This is a genomic window from Sphingobacterium sp. FBM7-1 (assembly GCF_020687765.1).
Lineage (GTDB): Bacteria > Bacteroidota > Bacteroidia > Sphingobacteriales > Sphingobacteriaceae > Sphingobacterium.
Window position 1 is genome coordinate 492,676 of record NZ_JAJEWJ010000002.1, and the last position, 23,124, is coordinate 515,799.

Below are 23,124 nucleotides of genomic sequence, written 5' to 3' on the forward strand. Positions count from 1 at the left end.
GTCGGATTAGTTAAGAAATTCAATACTTCAAAATGAGTTCAACACCTATAACAAAAGAAACATACTTAGAGTGGTATAAGTCCATGTTACTTATGCGTAAATTCGAGGAGAAAGCTGGTCAACTGTATGGACAGCAAAAAATCCGCGGATTTTGTCACCTTTACATTGGTCAGGAAGCCGTTATGGCAGGAACTGTTTCTGCTACGAGACCAGCGGATACAGTAATCACATCTTATCGTGATCATGCACACGCTTTGGCAAAGGGTATGTCTGCTAATGAATGTATGGCAGAGCTTTTTGGGAAAGTTACAGGTTGTTCGAAAGGTAAAGGCGGTTCTATGCACTTTTTCTCTAAAGAACATCGTATGATGGGAGGACATGGTATCGTTGGTGGGCAGATTCCTTTGGGTGCAGGTATTGCTTTTGCGGAACAATATTTAGGTACGGATAATGTCAATGTATGTTTCATGGGGGATGGTGCGGTTCGTCAGGGTGCTTTAAATGAGGCGTTTAATATGGCGATGTTGTGGAAGTTACCCGTTATTTTTGTTTGTGAAAACAACGGCTATGCCATGGGGACCTCTGTTAAGCGTACCACGAACATGATGGACATTTACAAAATGGGACATGCGTTCGATATGCCGAGTGCACCAGTGGACGGAATGGATCCGGTGGCCGTGCATAATGCTATGGATGAGGCGGTGCAACGGGCTCGTGCCGGTGAAGGTCCTACTTTCTTAGAAATTCGTACATATCGTTATAAAGGACATTCTATGTCTGATCCGGCGAAATACCGTACAAAGGAAGAGTTAGAAGAATATAAAGGAAAAGACCCTTTGATTACGACTAAAGCTGCTATTGTAGAAAATAAATATGCGGATGATACTTGGTTTAAAGAAGTAGAGGCTGAGGTAAAAAAAGTGGTAGACGAGGCAGTGAAGTTCGCTGAGGAATCTCCCTATCCGGACCCGTCGGCCATCTATGAAGATGTGTATGTACAAGAAGATTATCCTTTTATAAAGGAATGATTTAGTAAATTACTTTAACTTAATAGATATAATCTACTATACAATATGGCTGAAGTAGTAAGAATGCCGAAAATGAGCGACACTATGACCGAAGGTGTAATCGCTAAATGGCACAAAAAAGTCGGTGATAAGGTAAGCTCCGGTGATTTGGTTGCCGAAGTTGAAACAGATAAGGCGACAATGGATTTTGAATCCTATCAAGAGGGTACGTTGTTGTATATCGGTCCAAAAGAAGGTGAAGCAGTGGCGGTTGACGCTGTAATAGCTGTGTTGGGCGAAGAAGGAGAGGACTATAAGGCATTATTAGAAGGAGATGATTCTTCGTCGTCTGATAAAGCAAGTGAGGTGTCTGAAGAGCAGGAAGAAAAAGCTGTTGCAGGGGATAAAGATGAAGGTTCATCCACCGTTTCTGCTGAAGATCTAGATTGTACAGTTATTACGATGCCGTTATTGAGTGATACCATGACGGAAGGTGTAATAGCACAATGGAACTTTAAAGTAGGAGATGCCATCAAGTCTGATGACGCTATTGCGGACGTAGAAACCGATAAAGCGACAATGGAAGTTACCGCTTATGCGGAAGGTGTATTATTGCACATTGGGGTGGAAGCTGGACAAGCGGCAAAGGTGAACGATATTATCGCTATCGTTGGTCCAGAAGGTACCGATGTAACTCCACTATTGAACCAGCCCACAGGTGGTGCTGCTAAGGCTTCGAAATCGGAAGAATCTAAGCAGGATAGAGCGGAGGCAAAGCAGGAAGCGGCAATTCCTCCAAGTGCTAAAGATGATTCGTCAGATGATTCGCGCGTTAAAGCGTCTCCTTTGGCTCGTAAAATTGCGAAAGATAAAGGTGTCAATTTGAACGAAGTGGAAGGTTCTGCTGAAGGTGGGCGGATCGTTAAGAAAGACGTTGAGAACTTTGTTCCTAAAGCGAAAGAAGCAACTTCTCCAGCAACATCTGCTGCAGCTAGCACAGACACCAAAACAATATCTTTACCTCAATATATTGGAGAGGAAAAATATACGGAGCAAAAAGTTTCGCAAATGCGCAAAACCATTGCTCGTCGTTTATCAGAGTCTTTATTTACAGCGCCACATTTCTATTTGACAATCTCCGTTGATATGGATAATGCGATTGAAGCAAGAGGTCAAATCAATTCGGTTGCTCCAGTGAAGGTGTCTTTCAACGATATCGTTATAAAAGCTGTAGCGGTAGCATTAAAACAGCATCCGGCTGTAAATTCTTCATGGCAAGGGGATGTCATTCGTTTTAATGAACATGTGAACGTTGGTGTGGCAATGGCTGTCGAAGACGGGTTATTGGTGCCAGTTGTACGTTTTGCGGATGGTAAATCATTATCTCATATTTCTGCAGAAGTGAAGGAATACGGTCAGAAAGCAAAAGCTAAAAAACTGCAACCATCTGATTGGGAAGGATCGACTTTTACCGTTTCTAATTTAGGGATGTTCGGAATAGATGAATTTACGTCTATTATTAATTCGCCTGATGGAGCTATTTTATCTGTAGGTGCTATCCAGCAGACTCCGGTAGTAAAAAATGGTGCGGTTGTTCCCGGAAATGTTATGAAGTTGACATTGGGTTGTGACCATCGTGTGGTTGATGGCGCGACAGGAGCGGCATTTCTACAGACATTGAAGGGGTTGTTAGAAGCGCCTATCAGACTTTTAGCATAAGTTTATTGTTTCCACTTTTGATTGTAAAAGGGAAGCAAGCCGAACAAAGTGCGTTCATGAACACCAAAATTAAATACAAGTTCATAAGTTCGTCGCTTCGTATATTTGAATGGATTTGTAGTGCAAAGGGATTGTTTTTGCAGACTTCCAACATCTGGATGCGACGTTTTAATATTAAAAGAGGGATGGTACGAGTGTGCTATCCCTCTTTTTATGTTAAATGTTGTCAAGCCCATGGTAAACTCATTGAGGAGAAATTTTTAAGCGCTTTTTTTGTGAGCGGAAAGGAAGATAAGGTTAAATCCTTGATTTTTCCTCTAATAAATATTAATTTGGGACGGTAAAATTATCTAATTATAGTAGAGAGGTAGTGTAGTGAGTATATATATTGTTAAGATTGCAGTAGTTAGTTTGCTTGTCGGTTTGGTGTCCTGTTCTTCGCCGTCAGCAAAACAAAAGAAAATAGAGCAGGCAGAGCAGAAGCAGCAGGAAAAAGATAGTATCGCGCTTTTGTATAATCCAGTGGATGTAGATGAAAAAATAGATGCTTTCATGCAGAATCTACATCGTAAATCGGCTTTTAATGGAAACGTATTGATAGCTAAAAAAGGGAAGATAATTTATCAGAACACATTTGGATGGGCTGACCATTTACTTAAGGATAGTTTAAGGATAACCTCAAAATTTGAATTAGCTTCCGTTTCAAAGCCCTTGACAGCTCTTGGTGTATTAAAATTGTCAGAGATGGGGAAATTGCGATTGGATCAAACCGTGAACGATTTTTTCCCGAACTTTCCGTATCCGGATGTTACTGTACAAATGCTTTTGAGTCATCGTAGTGGCCTTCCTAATTATATTTATTTTGCGGAGGAAAAATGGAAGGATCGCAGTAAGGCGATGAGCACCATGGATGCGATAGATTTGTTGATTGAGCATAAGCCAGCACGCTACGGGGCGCCTGACGGACGTTTCCTTTATAATAATTCGAATTATATGGTGCTGGCGGCCATTATAGAAAAAGTTACTGGACAGGATTTTGCGGTATACATGAAGGAGGCGATTTTCGATAAGGCGGGTATGAAAAATACGGCGGTTTTATCAAAAGCTGTGTATGATAAGATACCGACGGATGTTGTCGGACATGACAGGGTTTGGAGGAGATCGGTAGTGCAAAATTATTTGGACGGGCCGGTGGGAGATAAAGGTATTTATAGTACTGTTCAAGATTTGTTTTTGTTGGATATCGCGCTAAAAGAAGGTAGGATTATCGATAAGGTTCTGCTAGATTCTGCTTACGTTCCTCGGAGTGACGCCCGACGTAACCTTTTTAGTTACGGTTATGGTTGGAGGACATTTTCGCCACGAGAAGCTCAAATAGTGTACCATACAGGGTGGTGGCATGGGTTTCGTAATTTATACGTTCGGGATTTGACGAATGATATTACAATTGTCTTATTATCCAATATGGTAAATGGGAGCTTGGTGAAGTTGGATGAGCTCTATAGGATTCTTAAAATGCCTGTGTTAAGGCAAAACGCTTATAATACAAATGGAGATTTTATTGTCAACTAAGTTATATTAATTTATGAAGAAGACCCTTATCGTCGGTGCGAGTAATAACCCGGCTCGTTATGCTTATTTGGTGGCAAATAAGTTGGTTCGCAAAGGATACCCGATTGTGAACGTAGGAAGAAAAAAGGGTAAAGTAGCGGGTGTAGAAATAGAAGATATGGGGGATATCCATATGGATATTGATACCATTACGTTATATGTCGGTCCGCAGAATCAAGCTGTTTATTATGATTATATTTTGCAGACAAAGCCAAAGCGTGTGATTTTTAATCCAGGCACCGAGAACGAGGTGTTTAAGCAGCAGCTCGAAGCCTCGGGTATTGAAGCCGTGGAAGCCTGTACGCTGGTCATGCTAAATACCGAGCAGTACTAAACAAAAAAGCTGGTCATTTATGACTAGCTTTTTTGTTTAGTACGATTTAGATGGTGCCAGGAGGAAGCAAGAGATATGCGACAATAAAATAAAAAATAATCCGCTAACTATTTGATACTTATAAAATTCTTTCTACCTTTGCAATCCCTTTATGGGGGATTGTGTCTTGAGCGAAGCCCTACTGCTTCGATGGACGATTAATTAATTTTATTTATAACATGTCAGGAATTATTGGTAAAAAAGTAGGAATGACCAGCCTGTTCGATGCGGAAGGGAAGAATATCCCTTGCACAGTAATTGAGGCTGGGCCGTGCGTGGTAACGCAGATACGTACGGTGGAGAAGGATGGCTATTCGGCTGTTCAGCTTGGCTATGAAGACGCCAAGGAAAAGAACACGACAGCTCCTTTAAAAGGACACTTTGCAAAAGCAGGGACTAGTCCTAAGCGTAAACTAGTTGAATTCAAGTACTTTGAGGACGAGAAGCAACTAGGAGAGACTGTGGATGTCACTATCTTTGAAGAAGGCGAGTATGTGGATGTCGTTGGTACTTCAAAAGGTAAGGGTTTCCAGGGTGTAATGAAGCGTCACGGATTTGGTGGTGTAGGTGGTGCGACTCACGGTCAGCACAACAGATTGCGCGCGCCGGGTTCATTGGGTGCAGCTTCTTGGCCTTCTCGTGTATTCAAAGGAAAACGCATGGCAGGCCGTACAGGTGGAGAGAGAGTGAAGATTCAAAACTTGCAGGTTTTGAAAATTTACCCTGACCAAAACCTTATTGTTGTTAATGGTTCCGTTCCGGGAGCTAAAGGTTCTTATGTAATCGTAGACAAATAGTAGAGATGGAAGTTAACGTATTAAATTTATCAGGTAAAGAAACAGGTGCCAAGGTGCAACTGCCTGAATCCGTATTCGGTGTAGAACCAAACGACCATGCGATCTATTTGGATGTGAAGCAATATCTGGCGAATCAACGTCAGGGAACGCACAAGGCGAAACAGCGGAATGAAATTGCGGGTTCTACTCGTAAACTTCATAAACAAAAAGGTACTGGTGGTGCTCGTGCGGGTTCTATTAAATCCCCTTTGTTTAATGGTGGTGGTCGTGTATTTGGTCCGCAGCCTCGCGATTATTCGTTCAAGTTGAACAAAAAATTGAAGCAGGTTGCACGTAAGTCTGCATTGAGTTACAAAGCGAAAGATAACAATATTTTGGTGTTAGACGAGGTTAATTTCGACGCGGCTAAAACCAAAAACTATGTGTCGCTCATTAATGCACTAAACTGTGCTGGCGAGAAAACTCTTCTCGTATTACCTACAGAAAACAAGAACGTTTATTTATCAAGCAGAAACTTGAAGAAAACAAAGGTTATTGTTGCAGCAGAATTAAATACGTATGACGTATTGAACGCAACAAAACTATTGTTGACTGCTGATTCTGTTAAAACTTTGGAGGAAGCATTCGCTAAGTAATATGGAAATTATCAAAAAACCTATTTTAACTGAGAAAGCTTCGTTATTGACGGAGAAATTAAACCGCTATGCTTTCAAAGTTGATCATAGAGCTAATAAAATACAGATCAAACAAGCTGTTGAAGAAATGTTCGGTGTAACTGTTTTAGCAGTCAACACAGCGGTTGTTGCTGGTAAAGCAAAAAGCCGTTATACAAAAGCAGGATTTGTTTCTGGAAGAGCTCCTAAATATAAAAAGGCCATCATCACAGTTAAGGATGGTGAAACTATTGACTTTTACAGTACACTATAATAAGAAATGGCAGTTAAAAGATTCAAACCGGTTACCCCTGGTACTCGTTTTAGAGTAGGTGCTGACTATTCTGACGTTACAACTAACGTTCCAGAGAAATCATTAGTCGTGGGCATCAACAAGAAATCAGGTGGTCGTAATAAGTCCGGTAAAATGACTATGCGTTATCTCGGTGGGGGACATAAGAAAGTATACCGAATAATTGATTTCAAACGCGATAAAAAAGATATCCCTGCAAAAGTTGCTACCATTGAGTACGATCCAAATCGTACAGCGCGTATTGCTTTATTGCATTATGCTGATGGTGAAAAACGTTATATTATTGCTCCAGCTGGATTGACAGTTGGTCAAACGATAATAGCAGGCGATCATGTGGCCCCAGAAGTAGGCAATACATTGCCTTTAGCAAATATTCCACTAGGTTCTATTATTCACAATATTGAATTGAACCCTGGTCAAGGAGGCTCGATTGCACGCTCGGCTGGTACCTACGCGCAGTTATCCGCTCGCGATGGTAAATACGCCATTATCAAGTTGCCTTCGAGTGAAACACGCATGATTTTGTTGAGCTGTGTCGCTACTATTGGTTCTGTGTCGAACGCAGAAAAGGCAAATCAAGTGTTGGGTAAAGCAGGTCGTAAGCGTCATTTGGGACGCCGTCCACGCGTTCGTGGTGTGGCGATGAACCCAGTGGATCACCCAATGGGTGGTGGTGAAGGCCGTTCATCCGGTGGACATCCACGTTCACGCACAGGTGTGTTAGCTAAAGGCTTCAAAACACGCGCTAAGAAGAAAATATCGAATCGTTACATCATTGAGAGAAGGAAAAAATAATGGCTCGTTCAATTAAAAAAGGTCCTTATATCGATCACAACTTAGAAAGAAAAGTTCTTTCTATGAATGAAACAAACAAAAAATCAGTTATCAAAACATGGTCTCGTAGATCAATGATTTCTCCTGATTTTGTTGGCCATACCTTCGCAGTGCACAATGGGAATAAGTTTATTCCTGTTTATGTAACAGAAAATATGGTTGGTCACAAGCTTGGCGAATTTGCGCCTACACGTACGTTCAAAGGCCACGCAGAAAAGAAAAAATAATTAGGTAATGGAAGCAACAAACAAACTCAAAAAATCTGTCTTAATCAGACAGCGCAAAGAGCAGGAAAAAGCTCAAGTAGGAGGAGCTTCTACTGCCAAGTTATTGAACTGCCCTACTTCACCGCGTAAAATGCGTTTAGTGGTAGATCTTATCCGTGGCGAAAAAGTAGAATCTGCTCTTTATATCTTGAAACATTCAGGAAAGGAAGCTGCTGCTCGTGTTGAAAAATTATTATTATCAGCAATTAAAAACTGGGAAGCTAAAAATGAAGGAGCTTCTTTGGAAGACAGCGCATTGTATGTAAAGGAAGTTCAAGTGGGTGGTGGTCGTCAATTGAAAAGATTACGCCCAGCTCCACAGGGACGTGGATACAGAATTCGTAAACGTTCAAACCATGTAACTTTGGTAGTAGATAGTTTAAACAACGTAAACAACTAATTTATTATAAGAATGGGACAAAAAGCAAATCCAATAGGTAGCAGATTAGGTATCATCAAAGGATGGGATTCTAATTGGTTCGGAGGCAACAACTATTCTGATAAGTTAGTTGAGGACGAGAAAATCAGAAAATATCTTTCTGTACGTATTGCAAAAGGAGGCGTAGCAAAAGTTGTTATTGAAAGAACTTTGAAGCGTATCACGGTTACTATTCACACGGCTCGTCCGGGAATTGTTATCGGTAAAGGTGGTCAAGAGGTCGATAAGATCAAGGAGGAGTTGAAAAAATTGACAAAGAAAGATGTTCAAATTAACATCTTCGAAATCAAACGTCCTGAACTTGATGCGAAATTGGTAGCGGAAGGAATTGCAAAGCAATTAGAAGCACGTATCTCTTTCCGTCGTGCGATGAAGACAGCAATTGCTTCTACAATGCGTATGGGAGCGGAAGGTATCAAAGTAATGTGTTCTGGTCGTTTGGGCGGTGCTGAAATGGCACGAACCGAACAATACAAAGAGGGTAGAACACCGTTGCATACATTTCGTGCTGATATTGACTATGCATTGGCTGAAGCATTGACTACATACGGTAAAATTGGTGTGAAAGTTTGGATCTGTAAAGGTGAGGTTTACGGGAAACGTGATTTATCTCCTAATATCGGTCAAACATCGAATACCAAAACGCGTGGCGGAAATGAGGGCGGTGGTGATCGCCGTGACAATCGTAAGGTTGGCCGTGGCGGAGGTCGTGGTGGAAACAATCGTAGCGGGAATAGCCGTGGTGGTTCAAACAGAGGATAATTAGTTTAATAGATTAAAAAAAATATTCGCCGTTGTGGCGGATTAAATATACTACGAACATGTTACAGCCAAAAAGAACAAAGTTCAGAAAGATGCAGAAAGGCCGTATGAAAGGTAATGCGACGCGTGGAGCGGAGCTAGCTTTCGGTTCTTTCGGTATCAAGTCAATGGAGCCAGCATGGATTACTAGTCGTCAGATAGAGGCGGCACGTATTGCCGTAACACGTTATATGAAACGTGAAGGCCAAGTATGGATCCGTATTTTTCCTGACAAACCTGTTACTAAAAAACCTGCAGAGGTACGTATGGGTAAAGGTAAGGGAGCTCCAGAATACTGGGTAGCCGTGGTGCGCCCAGGCCGTATGTTATTTGAAGCGGAAGGCGTGCCTTTGGAAATTGCCAAGGAAGCATTACGTTTAGCTGCTCAAAAATTACCGGTTCAAACAAAGTTTGTTATACGTAGAGATTACGTAGAAGCATAAACGTTGGTAATGTCAATGGGCTGAAGTCTTGTGGCCGTTACCCACTAGATAATATCCAAGCTCCATGATAACCCGACACAATACTGAAAAAAAATGAAAAATTCAGAAATTATCGAATTATCACAAGAGGAACTTACAGCTCGTCTCGCACAAGAGAAGGCTGCTCTTAACAAGTTGAAATTTGCACATGCTGTTTCTGCTATTGAGAATCCCAATGCGATCAAAGCAGGGCGCAAGACTATCGCTCGTATCTCTACGGAGATTTCAAAACGTAGAATTGCAGGTCAATCCGAAACAGCCGCTGAGGCATAAATGTAAAGTCGAAAAATGGAAAGAAATTTAAGAAAAACGAGAATCGGCTTGGTAGTTAGCAACAAGATGGACAAATCTATCGTAGTGGCTGTTGAACGTAAAGTGAAGCACCCTATCTATGGCAAGTTCGTTAAAAAAACTACCAAATTCAAAGCTCATGACGAAGAAAATACCTGCGGTATCGGCGACACGGTATTAATCATGGAAACACGTCCGCTGAGTAAAACAAAGAACTGGAGATTGGTTGAAATATTAGAAAGGGCTAAATAATGGTACAACAGGAATCAAGATTAAATGTAGCCGACAACTCTGGAGCTAAAGAAGTTTTAGTAATCCGGGTGTTAGGCGGTACGCGCAAGCGCTATGCATCTATCGGTGATAAAGTTGTTGTTACCGTAAAGAGTGCTTTACCTTCAGGGAATGTTAAGAAAGGGACCGTCTCTAAAGCAGTAGTCGTACGTACGAAGAAAGAGATCCGTCGTAAAGATGGTTCTTATATCCGTTTCGATGACAATGCTGCTGTATTGTTAAATAATAACGATGAACCACGCGGAACACGTATCTTCGGCCCAGTAGCTCGGGAATTACGTGAGAAGCAGTTCATGAAAATTGTATCACTAGCACCGGAGGTTTTATAATTATGGCACAGAAGAAAAAAGCAACTACGCACAAAATCAAGATTAAAAAAGGTGATTTGGTGAAAGTTATCGCCGGTAACGCTAAAGGTGTTCAAGGGAAGGTTCTACAGGTTGTAAAAGAAACCAATAGAGCATTTGTAGAAGGCGCAAATATTGTTAAAAAACATACTAAGCCTAGTGCAGCGAACCCTAACGGTGGTATTATTGAAAAAGAAGCTGCTATCCACATCTCTAATATTGCGTTGATCGATCCTAAATCGGGAGAGGTTAGTCGTGTTGGTCGTCGTGTGAATGCAGATGGCAAAATTGTTCGTTACGCAAAAAAATCAGGGGAGGAAATTAAATAATGACTTACGTACCAAGATTAAAAGCGAAATATGCGGAAGAAATCCGTACTGCGCTAAAGGAAAAATTCCAGTATAAAAGCGTTATGCAAGTTCCGAAGCTGGAGAAGATCGTTGTGTCACAAGGTATAGGTGCTGCTACTGCTGATAAGAAATTGATCGACAATGCAGTGGCTGAATTAACCTTGATCACTGGTCAGCAAGCGGTTCCGACGAAATCCAAAAAGGACATCTCGAACTTTAAACTACGTAAAGGAATGCCTATCGGTGCTCGCGTAACATTACGTGACAACATGATGTACGAGTTCCTTGATCGTTTGGTAGCGGTATCTCTGCCTCGTATCCGCGATTTTCGTGGTATCAACGAGAAGGGATTTGATGGCAGAGGAAACTATAATTTGGGTATAACTGAACAGATTATTTTCCCAGAGATTAATATTGATAAAATCAATAAAATCCAAGGGATGGATATTACTTTTGTAACTTCAGCCGATAATGATGTGGAGGCTTTGGAGTTGTTAAAGCAATTCGGTTTACCATTCAAAAATCAAAATTCAAACAATAATGGCTAAAGAAGGAATAAAAGCACGTGAACTCAAACGTCAAAAACTTGTAGCTAAGTTTGCAGAGAAACGTGCAGCTTTAAAAGCTGCAGGAGACTATGCTGCGTTAGATAAGTTACCTAAGAATGCTTCACCGGTTCGTTTACACAATCGTTGTAAACTGACTGGACGTCCTAAAGGATATATGCGCCAATTTGGCATCTCTCGTGTAACTTTCCGCGAGATGGCGTTGGATGGCAAAATCCCGGGAGTGAAAAAAGCTTCTTGGTAATCAGCAAAAAATAAATTACTTTTGCCCGGATAAATCATAAACTGGTTTATCGGGGCAATTTGTTTTGAAATTTTATTAACAGATGACAGGTCTCCGGGATTTGGTTAGTCCGTGAGAAACCGTTATCGCAAATTTTATACATAATGAATACAGATCCAATAGCGGATTACCTTACACGAGTAAGGAATGCCATTAAGGCCAACCACAGGGTTGTTGAAATTCCTGCATCGAACCTTAAGAAAGAAATCACAAAAGTTCTTTTCGATAAGGGTTATATTGCTAATTATAAATTTGAGGAGAATGGACCTCAGGGAAGTATCAAAATCGCTTTGAAATACAATCCAATTAGCAAAATTCCGGCTATTCGCACATTGACACGTGTGAGTAAACCTGGTTTAAGAAAGTATGCAAATGTTGACAGCATGCCTCGTGTTTTAAATGGTTTGGGTATCGCTATCTTGTCCACTTCTAAGGGAGTGATGACGGATAAAGAAGCTCGTCTGCAAAACGTAGGTGGTGAGGTTTTATGTTACGTTTATTAATCTAGGTAAAAAACACAAAAGAAATGTCAAGAATTGGAAAAGCGCCGATCGCTATTCCTTCGGGGGTAACGATTAACGTATCAGATAAGAATCTGGTAACGGTAAAAGGACCGAAAGGCGAATTAACACAGCAAGTAGATAGTGATATTGCGGTGAAAGAAGAAGACGGTAATATTATCGTATCACGTCCTACTGAACAAAAAAGACACAAATCATTACATGGTTTGTACCGGGCCTTAATCAATAACATGGTTGTGGGTGTTACGGAAGGATACAAAACTACACAAGAACTCGTCGGTGTAGGTTACCGTGCTACAAGTACAGGTAATACATTGGAGTTAGCCTTAGGTTTCTCTCACCCGATTGTTTTTATATTGCCAAAGGAAATTAAAGTAAGTACCACTTCAGAGAAAGGTAAGAATCCTACGATTACTTTGGAAAGTGCTGATAAGCAGTTAATCGGTCAGGTGGCTGCAAAGATCCGTAGTTTCCGCAAACCTGAGCCTTATAAAGGAAAAGGTGTTAAGTTTGTAGGTGAAGTATTGAGAAGAAAAGCAGGTAAATCAGCTAAAAAATAATAACCATGGCAGGAAAGAAAACATCTCGCAGAGAGCGAATTAAAAAAGGAATAAGAAAAAGCCTGACTGGAACGGCTGGACGTCCACGTTTATCCGTTTTCAGAAGCAATAAAGGTATTTATGCTCAGATTATCGATGATGAAGCTGGGAAAACATTGGCTTCAGCTTCTTCGGCTTCAAAGGATTTTGCAGCAAATGGTACTAAGATCGAGCAATCGAAGGCCGTCGGAAAATTAGTAGCAGAAAAGGCCGTTGCAGCAGGTATTAGCAAAGTAGTTTTTGACCGTAATGGGTACTTATACCATGGCCGTGTGAAATCATTGGCTGAAGGTGCTCGCGAAGGCGGTTTGGACTTTTAATCAATAAGAACATGGCATTAAGCAATATAAAAAGAGTGAAATCAAGCGAAATTGAATTAAAAGATCGCTTAGTAAGCATCCAACGTGTAGCGAAAGTAACTAAAGGTGGTCGTACCTTCAGTTTCTCAGCTATTGTCGTTGTAGGTGATGAAAATGGTATCGTGGGTTACGGTCTTGGTAAAGCGAAAGAAGTTACAGAAGCTATTACTAAAGGTATCGATGATGCAAAGAAAAATTTAATTAAAGTTCCTATCATCAATGGTACAGTTCCTCACGAGCAACATGGGAAATTCTCTGGAGGCCGCGTTTTGATTAAACCAGCGGTTGACGGTACGGGCGTACTTGCCGGTGGTGCAATGCGGGCTGTATTGGAGAGCGCGGGTATTAAGGACGTATTAGCGAAATCGCTGGGTTCATCCAATCCGCACAACGTTGTTAAAGCAACAGTTGATGCATTGGTTAAACTGCGCGATGCGTATACGGTTGCTCAAAACCGCGGTGTCGATTTGAATAAAGTATTTAACGGTTAATTATCATGGCAAAAATCAAGATCACCCAGATAAAGAGCGTTATCGACAGAAGCGAGCGCCAAAAAAGAACTATTCAAGCGTTGGGCTTGAAGCGGATCAATCACTCCGTTGAGGTTGAAGCTACGCCATCCATTATCGGAATGGTTAGAAAGGTCAACCATTTGGTAGCGATAGAGACAGTTTAAGGTAAAGTGAGTTAATGGAAAGGATTTTAGGATTCTTTCCATTCCATTTAGTAATTATTATTCATCGTTACGACCTGTTTAGTGAAAGCGAAGGCGTAACACAATTTTTCAAACACAATGAATTTAAGTAGTTTAAAACCAGCTAAAGGTTCTGTTAAAAGCAGGAAACGTATCGGTAGAGGTCAAGGATCGGGTCGTGGTGGTACGTCAACTCGTGGTCACAAAGGCGCGGGTTCGCGTTCAGGACACTCTACAAAGATTGGTTTCGAAGGTGGTCAGATGCCTTTGCAACGTCGGGTACCTAAGTTTGGTTTCAAAAACATGAACCGCGTCGAGTACAAAGGAATTAATTTAGACGCACTGCAGGAGTTGGTAGCTAAATACAACTTATCTGCTGTTGACTTCGATACGTTGAAAGCTCATGGTTTGGTTTCCAAAAATGACCTAGTGAAGATTTTGGGAAGAGGGGAGTTGACTACTAAAGTTGAAGTTAAAGCTCACGCTTTTTCTGCTTCGGCACAAAAGGCGATTGAAGCTGCAGGTGGTTCTATCGAAAAACTATAAAATTACATGAAGAAACTAATCACAACCTTAACCAATATATGGAAAATAGAGGACTTACGCAATCGTATTATTACTACGTTGCTTCTTCTTCTTATCTACCGTATCGGTTGTCACGTGGTTCTGCCGGGTGTCAACCCTGATGCTTTAGTGGCTAGAAGTAGCGAAGGAAATAGTATATTGGACTTGATCAATATGTTTGCCGGAGGATCATTTTCTCGATCGGCGATCTTCGCGTTGGGTGTAATGCCTTACATTTCAGCATCAATCGTTGTTCAGTTATTGGGTATAGCGGTTCCTGCATTTCAAAAGATGCAAAAAGAGGGCGAATCGGGGCGAAAAAAAATGACCCAGATTACGCGTTATCTAACATTGGCAATTACGTTGGTTCAAGCAGTGGCTTATGTGAAAACACAAGTTCCGGCTGAGGCAAAAACACTAGCGGAGCCTATGTTTACGATTCTTTCTGCAATTGTTTTGACAGCAGGTACCTTGTTTGTGATGTGGCTTGGTGAAAAAATTACAGATAAAGGGATTGGAAATGGTATCTCCTTAATTATTATGGCAGGTATCATTGCACAATTACCAGCCGGTATCGTGGCAGAGTGGGGATCACGGATGAGCCCTAGTGGCGGTGGTCCTATCCCTCTTTTATTGGAATTTGTTGCACTTTTCTTTGTTGTAATTTTCGCAATCTTGGTGGTACAGGGGATTCGTAAAGTTCCTGTCCAATATGCTAAGAAAATTGTGGGGAACAAGCAAGTAGGTGGCGTTCGTCAGTATATTCCTTTAAAAGTGAATGCTGCAGGAGTTATGCCGATTATTTTTGCGCAGGCGATTATGTTCTTGCCAATGGCTTTGTCACAATTTTTTCCAGATCTACAATCGGACTTTTTAGCTTCACTGAGTAACTATACCTCTGTAGCCTATAATTTGACGTTTGCGGTTCTCATCATTGCGTTTACATTTTTCTATACCGCAATCATGGTGAATCCACAACAGATGTCGGAAGATATGAAGAAGAACGGTGGTTTTATTCCAGGGATTAAGCCCGGATATGATACCAATATTTTCATTGATAATGTGATATCCCGTATTACGTTTCCTGGTGCAATATTTATTGCGATTATCGCAGTTATGCCCGCCTTGGCGGCTAAACTAGGCGTAAATAATCAATTTGCACATTTTTATGGAGGTACTTCTTTATTGATTTTAGTAGGTGTAGTACTGGATACATTACAGCAGATTGAAAGCCATTTATTGATGCGTCATTACGACGGTTTGATGAAGACCGGAAGAGTAAAAGGACGCTCCACTGCCACAGTGGAAGGTATCGATCAATCAGCACTTTAATAAATGTCGAAAGTTTATTACAAAACAGAAGAGCAAATCGAGCAAATACGAGAGTCAGCGAACGTACTCTCGTTATTGCTTGGTGAGATTGCCAAGGAAGTAAAGCCGGGAATTACCACCTTATCATTGGATAAACTAGCTTACGAATTTATTCAAGACCACGGTGGTACTCCAGCATTTCTAAATTATCAAGGGTTTCCCCATTCTTTGTGTATATCAGTGAATGATCAAATTGTTCACGGTTTTCCAAGTGATTATGTGTTGAAGGACGGCGATATCGTTTCTGTTGACGGGGGAGTTAATCTCAACGGGTTTATTAGTGATTCCGCCTATACTTTTGGTGTAGGAGAGATCTCCGAGGAAGCTCGTCAATTACTTGATGTCACTAAAGCTGCTCTTTATAAGGGGCTTGATTGTGCTGTTGCGGGTAAACGGGTTGGAGATATTTCCTTCGCAGTGCAGGAGCATGTGGCGCGTTATAACTACGGAATAGTAAGAGAGCTAGTGGGACACGGTGTGGGATTGCATTTACATGAAAAGCCAGAGATTCCAAATTATGGGAAACGTGGTTCGGGTCCAAAGTTAGAGGAAGGTTTGGTTATTTGCATCGAACCCATGATCAACGCAGGTAAGGCGGGTGTGAAGTTTTGGGATGATGGTTGGACGGTGAGTACGATTGACGGGCGATTGTCTGCACACTTTGAGCAGATGGTCGCGGTTAGAAAAGGCAAGCCAGACGTGCTACTGACTTTTGAACACGTGGAAGAAGTTTTGAGTAAAAAGTAGTTGGTTTTCAATAATTTTATTTATCTTTGCACTCCTGTTTGTGCGGGCTAAAAATAAATTAAGTTAGGATATATGGCTAAACAAGCCTCAATAGAACAAGACGGTATAATTAAGGAGGCGCTTTCTAACGCGATGTTCCGTGTAGAGTTAGAAAATGGGCATGAAATTATTGCGCATATTTCGGGTAAAATGCGTATGCATTATATCAAGATTTTGCCGGGAGACAAAGTAAAGTTGGAAATGTCGCCTTATGATTTGACAAAAGGAAGGATCACTTATCGCTACAAGTAGTGATTGGTTTTTTCTGTATAATTTGCTTTTAAAATACTACAACAATGAAAGTTAGAGCATCAATAAAAAAACGTAGCGCGGATTGTAAGGTTATCCGTCGCAAAGGAAAAGTTTTTGTAATCAACAAAAAGAACCCTAAGTTTAAGCAACGTCAAGGGTAGTTTATTAACATAATCGCTTAAAACATTATATGGCAAGGATAGCAGGTATAGATTTACCTAAAAACAAAAGAGGCGTAATAGGCCTTACCTACATCTTCGGTATCGGCCGTTCTACGGCAGCTTATCTTTTGGAGAAAGCGGGTATTAGTGAGGATGTTAAAGTTTCTGAATGGAATGATGAGCAATTGACAGCCATTCGTAACATCATCAATGAGGAGATCAAAGTTGAAGGTGCTTTACGTTCTGAGGTTCAGTTGAATATCAAACGTTTGATGGATATTGGTTGTTACCGTGGTTTACGTCACCGTAAGCATTTACCTCTTCGTGGTCAACGGACAAAAAACAACTCTCGTACTCGTAAGGGTAAGCGTAAAACAGTTGCAAATAAGAAAAAAGCTACTAAATAATAATTAAGAAATGGCTAAAAGTAAAAAGGTTACGAAGAAGCGTATCGTCGTTATTGAGCCTGTTGGTCAAGCTCATATCAACGCTACGTTTAACAACATTATCATTACTTTGACAAATAATCAAGGTCAGACTATTTCATGGTCTTCAGCTGGTAAAATGGGTTTCCGGGGTTCGAAAAAGAACACTCCGTATGCTGCTGGTCAAGCTGCTCAAGACTGTGGTAAAGTTGCGCATGACTTAGGTTTACGTAAAGTTGAGGTTTTTGTAAAAGGTCCTGGAGCTGGACGTGAGTCAGCGATCCGAACATTACAAACAGTGGGTATTGATGTTACAACGATTAAAGATATCACACCACTTCCTCATAATGGATGTCGTCCTCCGAAGAGAAGAAGAGTTTAATAATAGTTATTGTTTAAGATAAGCTTCGTCAGCTATAGGCTGGTAGATACTTCAAACAGAAAGAAAACAAATGGCAAGATATACAGGACCTAAGTCCAAAATTGCACGGAAATTCAGAGAGCCAATATTTGGACCTGATAAAGCATTAGAAAAAAAGAATTATCCTCCAGGACAACATGGTCCATCGAAAAGAAGAGGCAAGCAATCTGAATATGCGGTTCAGTTGTTAGAAAAGCAGAAAACAAAATATACCTACGGTGTTTTAGAGCGTCAGTTCCGGACATTGTTTGCGAAAGCATCCGCAAAACAAGGTATTACCGGTGAGAATTTCTTGAAATTATTAGAATCTCGCTTGGATAATGTTGTTTACCGTTTAGGTATTGCGCCAACACGTGCAGCAGCGCGTCAGTTGGTATCCCATAAGCACGTTACAGTTAACGGCGACGTCGTTAACATCCCATCATATAGCTTGCGTCCCGGTGATGTAATTGCTGTTCGCGAGCGTTCTAAGTCTTTGGAAGCTATTACCGCTTCTGTTGAGGGAAGAAAAATCAACAAGTTCAATTGGTTAGAATGGAACGTCAATGAATTGACAGGAACGTTTGTTTCTTACCCAGAAAGAGTTGATATCCCAGAAAATATCAAAGAAAACTTAATCGTAGAGTTATACTCTAAGTAATAAAATATCGGGAAGAAATATGGTTTGTATGCATATTTCTTCTCGGTTGTATTTTATGGTTATTAATAAAAACTTTTAAAAGAAAATAAATGGCAATTTTAGCATTTCAAAGACCGGATAAAGTTATCATGCAAAAATCAACAGATTTTGATGGTACTTTCGAATTTCGTCCATTAGAGCCTGGTTTTGGTGTAACGATTGGTAATGCTTTGCGCCGTATTTTATTGTCCTCGTTAGAAGGATATGCAATTACGTCGGTGAGGTTTTCAGGCGTTTCGCATGAGTTTTCTACTATCAAAGGTGTTGTTGAGGATGTTACGGAGATCATTCTGAATTTGAAGCAAGTTCGTTTCAAAAAGAGTGGTGAACAGGGTGATAGTGAGAAGATTTTTGTGGTTATCAATGGTCAGGAGCAGTTTAAAGCGGGTGATATAACCAAATTTTCTAATAATTTTACCGTTTTAAATCCCGATTTGGTGATCTGTAACATGGATAGTTCAGTTACGATAGAGATCGAGCTTTCGGTAGCTAAGGGGCGCGGTTATGTAAATGCTGAAGAAAATAAAGTTACAGATGGACCTGTTGGTTTTATTGCTGTTGATTCTATTTACACGCCAATTAAAAACGTAAAATACACCATTGAGAATTATCGTGTAGAACAAAAAACAGATTACGAGAAATTGTTACTGGATATTTCTACAGACGGTTCTATTCATCCCGAGGAAGCTTTAAAAGAAGCGGCTAAGATTTTGATTCAACACTTCATGTTATTCTCCGATGAGAATATGTTGTTGGAGTCTCAAACAAAAGAGGAAACCAAAGTCGTTGATGAAGAGATTTTACATATGCGTAAAGTTTTGAAAACGGAGTTGGTGGATCTTGACCTTTCTGTTCGTGCGTTGAACTGTTTAAAAGCAGCAGATATTCGTACGTTAGCGGAGTTGGTGACTTACGATGTTGCAGATATGTTGAAGTTCCGTAACTTCGGCAAAAAGTCATTGAGTGAGATTCAAGAATTGGTTAAATCAAAAGGTTTGTCGTTCGGTATGAATCTATCCAAATATAAGTTGGAAGAAGAGTAATAGTTAAATTTAACAAAATAAGCGACCTGTTGCGTAATTCCTCTTTTAAGAACGGTACGCACAAAAACAAAACAAAATGAGACACGGAAAAAAAGTAGATAAATTAGGGCGCACGGACAGTCACCGTAAGGCGATGTTGGCCAACATGGCGACTTCTTTAATTAAACACAAGCGCATTACAACAACTTTAGCTAAAGCTAAAGCATTGCGTAAGTATGTAGAGCCTTTGATTACGAAATCAAAGAACGATACAACGCACTCGCGTCGTACAGTTTTTGCATACTTGAAAGACAAAGAAGCTATCACGATTTTGTTCCGCGAAATTTCGGAAAAAGTTGCTTCTCGTCCAGGTGGGTATACACGTATTATCAAGCTTGAAAATCGTCTTGGTGACAACGCGGAAATGGCGTTCATCGAGTTGGTAGACTATAATGAGATTTATGGTCAAATCGCTAAGGACGAGAAAAAAGCTACTCGCCGACGCGGTGGTAGAAAGAAATCTACAGAAAAAGCAGCTGAAGTAGAAGTTGCTGAAGAAGTAGACGCGACGGAAGAGGTAAAAGTAGATGCTGCGGAAGCATCGGCAACGGAAACTCCTGCAACTGAAGAAAATTCTGCAACGGAAGAGTCTTCGGATAAGGAAGAGAAAAAGGACTAAAATTTTGTCTCTTATATAGAAAAGCCCGTCATACTTTATGGCGGGCTTTTTTATTTCATATTTACTTATTATTTTAAGCGTGTTGCGCTATATTTGTGTGTAGTATTTTTTCTATACCAGTTTTACTTTTTCATACATGGATTTATTTAATGTTTATCCCATAAACCCCATTAATATTGTACGTGCCAAAGGATCTAGCGTTTGGGACAAGGAGGGAGTCGAATATCTTGATTTATATGGCGGACATGCTGTAATTTCTGTTGGTCATACGCATCCGCATTATGTAGAATCCATAACCCAGCAATTGAACCAAATTGGTTTTTATTCAAATTCTGTGGAAATTGCGCTGCAGAAGCAGCTAGCCAAACAATTGGGCGAGGTTTCCCGAAAAGAAGAATATGCTTTATTTCTCTGTAATTCGGGAGCGGAAGCGAACGAGAATGCATTGAAACTGGCGTCGTTTCACACGGGACGGAAGAAAATAATAGCTTTTTCAAAGGCTTTTCACGGGCGTACATCCTTGGCAGTAGCAGTTACGGATAACCCAGCAATTGTAGCTCCTGTTAATCAGACAGAAAACGTGGTCTTTTTGCCTTTTAATGATGAGGAAGCGATCCGGCGAGCTTTCCAAGATTTTGGAGAAGAGGTGTGTGCTGTAATTATCGAGGGAATACAAGGCGTGGGTGGGATACGAGAGGCTTCGGTTTCTTTTCTTCAGTCGATTCGTACACTTTGCAATCAATATGGAGCCGTATTTATTGCCGACGCTGTACAGTGCGGTTATGGACGTACCGGCGATTTTTATTCGCATGATTACGCAGGGATAGAAGCAGATATTTATTCCATGGCTAAGGGAATGGGAAACGGATTTCCTATAGGCGCAGTTAGTATTGCGCCTAAGTTTAAAGCATCGTTTGGGATGTTGGGAACTACTTTTGGAGGTAATCATCTTGCTTGTGCAGCTGCAATTGCAGTATTGGATATAATCCAGGAGGAGAACTTAGTGGCGAACGCGCGAGATGTCGGAGGCTACCTCGTTGAAGAATTAAAGAGGTTCGATAAAATAAAAGAGATTAGAGGTAGAGGCTTGATGATCGGTATTGAACTGCCGGAGGAATTGTCGAGTGTCAAAAAAGACTTATTGACAAAAAATCGAATTTTTACGGGCGAAGCAAAGCCCAACACTATTCGGCTTCTACCTGCGTTGAATATCACGAAAGATACGGCCGATGTTTTTTTAAGCGCGCTTGACGAACGTTTGAAGGCCGTATAGTTTGTTTTTCGATAGATTTGCCGTCATGCGATTAGATGACGAATGATATTAATTTTTAGTTTACTTTGAAAGATGAATAGATTTTTTTCGGTTGCAGATATTGATGATTTGGACTTGGTTGTTAAAGAAGCCCTGTCGATAAAAGCTGATCCCTATAGATGGCGGGAATTAGGTAAGAACAAAACGTTAGGTTTAGTGTTTTTAAATCCTAGCCTGCGAACACGCTTGAGTACGCAAAAAGCGGCAATGAGTCTCGGAATGGATGTCATGGTAATTAATATGGATAAAGAAGGTTGGGCCTTAGAAACGCGAGATGGTGTTATCATGAATGGAACAACCGTGGAGCATATTCGGGAGGCTGCAGCTGTGATGGGGCAATATTGTGATATTTTAGGCTTACGTTCTTTCCCAAGTTTGAAAGATAAGGAAGCAGATTATACCGAGGAGTTGTTTAATAAATTCATGAAATTTTGTGGCGTTCCGGTAGTCTCCTTAGAGAGTGCTACGCGTCATCCTTTGCAAAGTCTTACCGATTTGATAACTATCATGGAGCATAAAACCGTAGCTCAGCCTAAGGTCGTTTTGGCTTGGGCACCCCACGTGAAAGCGTTGCCTCAGGCTGTGCCTAATTCATTCTCAGAATGGATGTGCGCGGCCCAAGAACAAAAATTAGTCGATTTTACGATTGTACATCCTAATGGATACGAATTGGATAAAGGCTTTACTAAGGGAGCAAAAATTGCATACGATTTAGGAGATGCATTAAAAGACGCTGATTTTGTATATGTTAAAAATTGGTCTTCTTATGAAGATTACGGACAAGTTCCTTCTGTAAAGGGAGATTGGTTGATGACCAATGAAAAACTGCGTATGACAAATAACGCGGCTGTTATGCATTGTCTACCGGTACGTAGAGATTTAGAGTTGTCTTCGGAGATTCTAGACGGACCGAATTCTTTGGTTGTCAAAGAAGCAGGAAACCGCGTGTGGGCCGCTCAGGTCGTATTGAAACGCATGTTGGAAAATCTTAAATAGTAAAGTATTTTATAGTTTATGGGAAGTGGATTACATGTCATCAAAATTGGCGGAAACGTTATAGATGATGATACACAGTTGCAGAGTTTTTTGGAAAAATTTGCGGCGCTGCAAGGGAAAAAAATATTAGTCCACGGTGGAGGAAAGATTGCAACACGGATTGCGGCAGATCTTGGGATAGAAGCAAAAATGATTAATGGTCGACGTATTACGGATAAGCCGATGTTAGATGTGGCTACTATGGTGTATGCCGGCTTAACAAATAAACATGTAGTTTCTTCTCTTCAGAAATTCGGCTGCGACGCGTTGGGGTTGTCAGGTGCAGACGGTAACGCTATTAAAGCTGTTAAACGACCTGTTAGGGATATCGACTATGGATACGCGGGTGATATTTTAGTGGACTCTGTAAATGTTCTTAGTATAAAGAAATTTTTAGAAGCCGGATTCACTCCCGTTTTTTCCGCTATTACGCACAACGGTTTAGGACAGTTGTTAAATACAAATGCCGACACGATTGCATCGGCGCTAGCAGTTTCTTTGGCGAAAATATATGAAACAAAGCTGATTTACTGTTTCGAAAAGGACGGCGTATTGCGTGACGTGAACAAACCCGAATCGATTATCAAATCTATAAATGCAGATGAGTTCGAGCAGTTGAAGACAGAGAAAGTTATTTATGAGGGAATGATTCCGAAGCTTGAAAACGCTTTTGAAGCGCTTGGTAAGGGAGTGAAATATATATACATAGGCAATGCTTTAAATTTGCATAAATACCAACAAGGAGAGTTTGGTACTTGTCTCTTGCCTAAATAGGCTGACGATGTATTGAAACTATACAAGTGCAAATAGACAGGTTAACT

At 40.8% G+C, this 23,124-nt stretch carries 36 protein-coding genes; all 36 read left to right on the forward strand.

The genetic code is table 11. The features are described from left to right. The first annotated feature begins 32 nt into the window (after positions 1-32). Positions 33-1,028 carry a pyruvate dehydrogenase (acetyl-transferring) E1 component subunit alpha gene (pdhA, locus tag LKO28_RS06380; protein ID WP_227693876.1) on the forward strand — a complete coding sequence of 332 codons (996 nt, stop codon included), beginning with the start codon at positions 33-35 and terminating at the stop codon, positions 1,026-1,028. 45 nt (positions 1,029-1,073) lie between these two features. Beyond that, complete coding sequence (locus LKO28_RS06385) at positions 1,074-2,726, forward strand: 2-oxo acid dehydrogenase subunit E2 (protein ID WP_227693877.1); 1,653 nt, start codon at positions 1,074-1,076, stop codon at positions 2,724-2,726. Positions 2,727-3,101: 375 nt separating this feature from the next. Then, on the forward strand, positions 3,102-4,298 hold the full coding sequence (locus LKO28_RS06390; RefSeq protein WP_227693878.1) for a serine hydrolase domain-containing protein: 1,197 nt from the start codon (positions 3,102-3,104) through the stop codon (positions 4,296-4,298). A 13-nt stretch (positions 4,299-4,311) separates the two neighbouring features. Beyond that, entirely contained in the window at positions 4,312-4,671 is a 360-nt protein-coding gene (locus LKO28_RS06395) for a CoA-binding protein (RefSeq protein ID WP_227693879.1), read from the forward strand. A 218-nt stretch (positions 4,672-4,889) separates the two neighbouring features. Beyond that, positions 4,890-5,507: a 50S ribosomal protein L3 gene (gene rplC, locus LKO28_RS06400; RefSeq protein ID WP_227693880.1), complete on the forward strand. Its 618-nt coding sequence runs from the start codon at positions 4,890-4,892 to the stop codon at positions 5,505-5,507. Between the two features lie 5 nt (positions 5,508-5,512). Further along, positions 5,513-6,142: a 50S ribosomal protein L4 gene (rplD, locus tag LKO28_RS06405; RefSeq protein ID WP_227693881.1), complete on the forward strand. Its 630-nt coding sequence runs from the start codon at positions 5,513-5,515 to the stop codon at positions 6,140-6,142. Between the two features lies 1 nt (position 6,143). Next, positions 6,144-6,434 (forward strand): 50S ribosomal protein L23, encoded by a 291-nt coding sequence (gene rplW / locus LKO28_RS06410; RefSeq protein WP_130143038.1) that lies wholly within the window; start codon positions 6,144-6,146, stop codon positions 6,432-6,434. 6 nt (positions 6,435-6,440) lie between these two features. Further along, positions 6,441-7,268 carry a 50S ribosomal protein L2 gene (gene rplB / locus LKO28_RS06415; protein WP_227693882.1) on the forward strand — a complete coding sequence of 276 codons (828 nt, stop codon included), beginning with the start codon at positions 6,441-6,443 and terminating at the stop codon, positions 7,266-7,268. Next, the gene (rpsS, locus tag LKO28_RS06420; RefSeq protein ID WP_037498931.1) at positions 7,268-7,534 is read left to right on the forward strand and encodes a 30S ribosomal protein S19; all 267 of its coding nucleotides are present in this window, start codon (positions 7,268-7,270) and stop codon (positions 7,532-7,534) included. The genes rplB and rpsS overlap by 1 nt, the downstream gene beginning before the upstream one ends. Before the next feature lie 7 nt (positions 7,535-7,541). Continuing rightward, positions 7,542-7,973: a 50S ribosomal protein L22 gene (gene rplV / locus LKO28_RS06425; protein WP_227693883.1), complete on the forward strand. Its 432-nt coding sequence runs from the start codon at positions 7,542-7,544 to the stop codon at positions 7,971-7,973. A gap of 12 nt (positions 7,974-7,985) precedes the next feature. Next, positions 7,986-8,774, forward strand: coding sequence for a 30S ribosomal protein S3 (gene rpsC, locus LKO28_RS06430; RefSeq protein WP_227693884.1), 789 nt, complete (start codon positions 7,986-7,988; stop codon positions 8,772-8,774). A gap of 59 nt (positions 8,775-8,833) precedes the next feature. After that, a complete protein-coding gene (rplP, locus tag LKO28_RS06435) occupies positions 8,834-9,256 on the forward strand; it encodes a 50S ribosomal protein L16 (RefSeq protein WP_094257903.1) in 423 nt (140 codons plus the stop codon). A gap of 93 nt (positions 9,257-9,349) precedes the next feature. Next, positions 9,350-9,568: a 50S ribosomal protein L29 gene (gene rpmC, locus LKO28_RS06440; protein WP_227693885.1), complete on the forward strand. Its 219-nt coding sequence runs from the start codon at positions 9,350-9,352 to the stop codon at positions 9,566-9,568. Between the two features lie 15 nt (positions 9,569-9,583). Next, the gene (gene rpsQ / locus LKO28_RS06445; RefSeq protein ID WP_130143043.1) at positions 9,584-9,838 is read left to right on the forward strand and encodes a 30S ribosomal protein S17; all 255 of its coding nucleotides are present in this window, start codon (positions 9,584-9,586) and stop codon (positions 9,836-9,838) included. Further along, entirely contained in the window at positions 9,838-10,206 is a 369-nt protein-coding gene (rplN, locus tag LKO28_RS06450) for a 50S ribosomal protein L14 (protein ID WP_130143044.1), read from the forward strand. Before rpsQ ends, rplN begins: the two co-directional genes overlap by 1 nt. Positions 10,207-10,208: 2 nt before the next feature. Continuing rightward, positions 10,209-10,553: a 50S ribosomal protein L24 gene (rplX, locus tag LKO28_RS06455; protein ID WP_262906019.1), complete on the forward strand. Its 345-nt coding sequence runs from the start codon at positions 10,209-10,211 to the stop codon at positions 10,551-10,553. Continuing rightward, complete coding sequence (gene rplE, locus LKO28_RS06460; protein WP_227693886.1) at positions 10,553-11,122, forward strand: 50S ribosomal protein L5; 570 nt, start codon at positions 10,553-10,555, stop codon at positions 11,120-11,122. The genes rplX and rplE overlap by 1 nt, the downstream gene beginning before the upstream one ends. Further along, a complete protein-coding gene (gene rpsN / locus LKO28_RS06465) occupies positions 11,115-11,384 on the forward strand; it encodes a 30S ribosomal protein S14 (protein WP_130143047.1) in 270 nt (89 codons plus the stop codon). The genes rplE and rpsN overlap by 8 nt, the downstream gene beginning before the upstream one ends. Positions 11,385-11,524: 140 nt before the next feature. After that, positions 11,525-11,926, forward strand: coding sequence for a 30S ribosomal protein S8 (gene rpsH, locus LKO28_RS06470; protein WP_227693946.1), 402 nt, complete (start codon positions 11,525-11,527; stop codon positions 11,924-11,926). A gap of 23 nt (positions 11,927-11,949) precedes the next feature. Then, complete coding sequence (gene rplF / locus LKO28_RS06475; protein ID WP_227693887.1) at positions 11,950-12,504, forward strand: 50S ribosomal protein L6; 555 nt, start codon at positions 11,950-11,952, stop codon at positions 12,502-12,504. Further along, a complete protein-coding gene (rplR, locus tag LKO28_RS06480) occupies positions 12,501-12,863 on the forward strand; it encodes a 50S ribosomal protein L18 (RefSeq protein ID WP_411028034.1) in 363 nt (120 codons plus the stop codon). The genes rplF and rplR overlap by 4 nt, the downstream gene beginning before the upstream one ends. 11 nt (positions 12,864-12,874) lie before the next feature. Continuing rightward, complete coding sequence (gene rpsE / locus LKO28_RS06485; protein ID WP_227693889.1) at positions 12,875-13,393, forward strand: 30S ribosomal protein S5; 519 nt, start codon at positions 12,875-12,877, stop codon at positions 13,391-13,393. A gap of 5 nt (positions 13,394-13,398) precedes the next feature. Beyond that, complete coding sequence (rpmD, locus tag LKO28_RS06490; RefSeq protein WP_165295070.1) at positions 13,399-13,578, forward strand: 50S ribosomal protein L30; 180 nt, start codon at positions 13,399-13,401, stop codon at positions 13,576-13,578. Positions 13,579-13,695: 117 nt separating this feature from the next. After that, positions 13,696-14,142 carry a 50S ribosomal protein L15 gene (rplO, locus tag LKO28_RS06495; protein WP_227693890.1) on the forward strand — a complete coding sequence of 149 codons (447 nt, stop codon included), beginning with the start codon at positions 13,696-13,698 and terminating at the stop codon, positions 14,140-14,142. 6 nt (positions 14,143-14,148) lie between these two features. Continuing rightward, entirely contained in the window at positions 14,149-15,492 is a 1,344-nt protein-coding gene (gene secY, locus LKO28_RS06500; protein ID WP_227693891.1) for a preprotein translocase subunit SecY, read from the forward strand. A 3-nt stretch (positions 15,493-15,495) separates the two neighbouring features. Next, on the forward strand, positions 15,496-16,278 hold the full coding sequence (gene map, locus LKO28_RS06505; protein ID WP_227693892.1) for a type I methionyl aminopeptidase: 783 nt from the start codon (positions 15,496-15,498) through the stop codon (positions 16,276-16,278). A 72-nt stretch (positions 16,279-16,350) separates the two neighbouring features. After that, positions 16,351-16,569 (forward strand): translation initiation factor IF-1, encoded by a 219-nt coding sequence (gene infA, locus LKO28_RS06510; protein WP_021071231.1) that lies wholly within the window; start codon positions 16,351-16,353, stop codon positions 16,567-16,569. 44 nt (positions 16,570-16,613) lie between these two features. Then, positions 16,614-16,730, forward strand: coding sequence for a type B 50S ribosomal protein L36 (gene ykgO, locus LKO28_RS06515; RefSeq protein WP_130143056.1), 117 nt, complete (start codon positions 16,614-16,616; stop codon positions 16,728-16,730). Positions 16,731-16,759: 29 nt separating this feature from the next. Then, positions 16,760-17,137, forward strand: coding sequence for a 30S ribosomal protein S13 (rpsM, locus tag LKO28_RS06520; RefSeq protein WP_227693893.1), 378 nt, complete (start codon positions 16,760-16,762; stop codon positions 17,135-17,137). Between the two features lie 10 nt (positions 17,138-17,147). Then, positions 17,148-17,537, forward strand: a complete 390-nt coding sequence (rpsK, locus tag LKO28_RS06525) for a 30S ribosomal protein S11 (protein WP_093364145.1) — start codon at positions 17,148-17,150, stop codon at positions 17,535-17,537. Between the two features lie 70 nt (positions 17,538-17,607). Beyond that, positions 17,608-18,216 (forward strand): 30S ribosomal protein S4, encoded by a 609-nt coding sequence (gene rpsD, locus LKO28_RS06530; RefSeq protein ID WP_227693894.1) that lies wholly within the window; start codon positions 17,608-17,610, stop codon positions 18,214-18,216. An 89-nt stretch (positions 18,217-18,305) separates the two neighbouring features. After that, positions 18,306-19,298, forward strand: coding sequence for a DNA-directed RNA polymerase subunit alpha (locus LKO28_RS06535; protein ID WP_227693895.1), 993 nt, complete (start codon positions 18,306-18,308; stop codon positions 19,296-19,298). A 76-nt stretch (positions 19,299-19,374) separates the two neighbouring features. After that, entirely contained in the window at positions 19,375-19,956 is a 582-nt protein-coding gene (gene rplQ, locus LKO28_RS06540) for a 50S ribosomal protein L17 (protein ID WP_227693896.1), read from the forward strand. 136 nt (positions 19,957-20,092) lie between these two features. Further along, a complete protein-coding gene (locus LKO28_RS06545; RefSeq protein ID WP_227693897.1) occupies positions 20,093-21,229 on the forward strand; it encodes an aspartate aminotransferase family protein in 1,137 nt (378 codons plus the stop codon). 72 nt (positions 21,230-21,301) lie between these two features. Then, positions 21,302-22,264, forward strand: a complete 963-nt coding sequence (locus LKO28_RS06550; RefSeq protein ID WP_227693898.1) for an acetylornithine carbamoyltransferase — start codon at positions 21,302-21,304, stop codon at positions 22,262-22,264. Between the two features lie 18 nt (positions 22,265-22,282). Continuing rightward, on the forward strand, positions 22,283-23,077 hold the full coding sequence (argB, locus tag LKO28_RS06555; RefSeq protein ID WP_227693899.1) for an acetylglutamate kinase: 795 nt from the start codon (positions 22,283-22,285) through the stop codon (positions 23,075-23,077). Positions 23,078-23,124 lie beyond the last annotated feature (47 nt).

Excerpts from the sequence above, each read along its gene's own strand:
- rplW (WP_130143038.1), top strand. The coding sequence starts at position 6,144 with ATGGAAATTATCAAAAAACCTATTTTAACTGAGAAAGCTTCGTTATTG.
- infA (WP_021071231.1), top strand. The coding sequence starts at position 16,351 with ATGGCTAAACAAGCCTCAATAGAACAAGACGGTATAATTAAGGAGGCG.
- ykgO (WP_130143056.1), top strand. The coding sequence starts at position 16,614 with ATGAAAGTTAGAGCATCAATAAAAAAACGTAGCGCGGATTGTAAGGTT.
- rpmD (WP_165295070.1), top strand. The coding sequence starts at position 13,399 with ATGGCAAAAATCAAGATCACCCAGATAAAGAGCGTTATCGACAGAAGC.
- rpsD (WP_227693894.1), top strand. The coding sequence starts at position 17,608 with ATGGCAAGATATACAGGACCTAAGTCCAAAATTGCACGGAAATTCAGA.
- rplD (WP_227693881.1), top strand. The coding sequence starts at position 5,513 with ATGGAAGTTAACGTATTAAATTTATCAGGTAAAGAAACAGGTGCCAAG.
- LKO28_RS06545 (WP_227693897.1), top strand. The coding sequence starts at position 20,093 with ATGGATTTATTTAATGTTTATCCCATAAACCCCATTAATATTGTACGT.
- rpsQ (WP_130143043.1), top strand. The coding sequence starts at position 9,584 with ATGGAAAGAAATTTAAGAAAAACGAGAATCGGCTTGGTAGTTAGCAAC.
- rplP (WP_094257903.1), top strand. The coding sequence starts at position 8,834 with ATGTTACAGCCAAAAAGAACAAAGTTCAGAAAGATGCAGAAAGGCCGT.
- rplE (WP_227693886.1), top strand. The coding sequence starts at position 10,553 with ATGACTTACGTACCAAGATTAAAAGCGAAATATGCGGAAGAAATCCGT.
- rplC (WP_227693880.1), top strand. The coding sequence starts at position 4,890 with ATGTCAGGAATTATTGGTAAAAAAGTAGGAATGACCAGCCTGTTCGAT.
- rplO (WP_227693890.1), top strand. The coding sequence starts at position 13,696 with ATGAATTTAAGTAGTTTAAAACCAGCTAAAGGTTCTGTTAAAAGCAGG.
- rplB (WP_227693882.1), top strand. The coding sequence starts at position 6,441 with ATGGCAGTTAAAAGATTCAAACCGGTTACCCCTGGTACTCGTTTTAGA.
- LKO28_RS06535 (WP_227693895.1), top strand. The coding sequence starts at position 18,306 with ATGGCAATTTTAGCATTTCAAAGACCGGATAAAGTTATCATGCAAAAA.
- rplN (WP_130143044.1), top strand. The coding sequence starts at position 9,838 with ATGGTACAACAGGAATCAAGATTAAATGTAGCCGACAACTCTGGAGCT.
- rpsK (WP_093364145.1), top strand. The coding sequence starts at position 17,148 with ATGGCTAAAAGTAAAAAGGTTACGAAGAAGCGTATCGTCGTTATTGAG.
- rpsS (WP_037498931.1), top strand. The coding sequence starts at position 7,268 with ATGGCTCGTTCAATTAAAAAAGGTCCTTATATCGATCACAACTTAGAA.
- secY (WP_227693891.1), top strand. The coding sequence starts at position 14,149 with ATGAAGAAACTAATCACAACCTTAACCAATATATGGAAAATAGAGGAC.
- rplQ (WP_227693896.1), top strand. The coding sequence starts at position 19,375 with ATGAGACACGGAAAAAAAGTAGATAAATTAGGGCGCACGGACAGTCAC.
- rplV (WP_227693883.1), top strand. The coding sequence starts at position 7,542 with ATGGAAGCAACAAACAAACTCAAAAAATCTGTCTTAATCAGACAGCGC.
- LKO28_RS06550 (WP_227693898.1), top strand. The coding sequence starts at position 21,302 with ATGAATAGATTTTTTTCGGTTGCAGATATTGATGATTTGGACTTGGTT.
- rplX (WP_262906019.1), top strand. The coding sequence starts at position 10,209 with ATGGCACAGAAGAAAAAAGCAACTACGCACAAAATCAAGATTAAAAAA.
- rplF (WP_227693887.1), top strand. The coding sequence starts at position 11,950 with ATGTCAAGAATTGGAAAAGCGCCGATCGCTATTCCTTCGGGGGTAACG.
- rpmC (WP_227693885.1), top strand. The coding sequence starts at position 9,350 with ATGAAAAATTCAGAAATTATCGAATTATCACAAGAGGAACTTACAGCT.
- LKO28_RS06395 (WP_227693879.1), top strand. The coding sequence starts at position 4,312 with ATGAAGAAGACCCTTATCGTCGGTGCGAGTAATAACCCGGCTCGTTAT.
- argB (WP_227693899.1), top strand. The coding sequence starts at position 22,283 with ATGGGAAGTGGATTACATGTCATCAAAATTGGCGGAAACGTTATAGAT.
- map (WP_227693892.1), top strand. The coding sequence starts at position 15,496 with ATGTCGAAAGTTTATTACAAAACAGAAGAGCAAATCGAGCAAATACGA.
- LKO28_RS06385 (WP_227693877.1), top strand. The coding sequence starts at position 1,074 with ATGGCTGAAGTAGTAAGAATGCCGAAAATGAGCGACACTATGACCGAA.
- rpsC (WP_227693884.1), top strand. The coding sequence starts at position 7,986 with ATGGGACAAAAAGCAAATCCAATAGGTAGCAGATTAGGTATCATCAAA.
- rpsE (WP_227693889.1), top strand. The coding sequence starts at position 12,875 with ATGGCATTAAGCAATATAAAAAGAGTGAAATCAAGCGAAATTGAATTA.
- rpsM (WP_227693893.1), top strand. The coding sequence starts at position 16,760 with ATGGCAAGGATAGCAGGTATAGATTTACCTAAAAACAAAAGAGGCGTA.
- rpsN (WP_130143047.1), top strand. The coding sequence starts at position 11,115 with ATGGCTAAAGAAGGAATAAAAGCACGTGAACTCAAACGTCAAAAACTT.
- pdhA (WP_227693876.1), top strand. The coding sequence starts at position 33 with ATGAGTTCAACACCTATAACAAAAGAAACATACTTAGAGTGGTATAAG.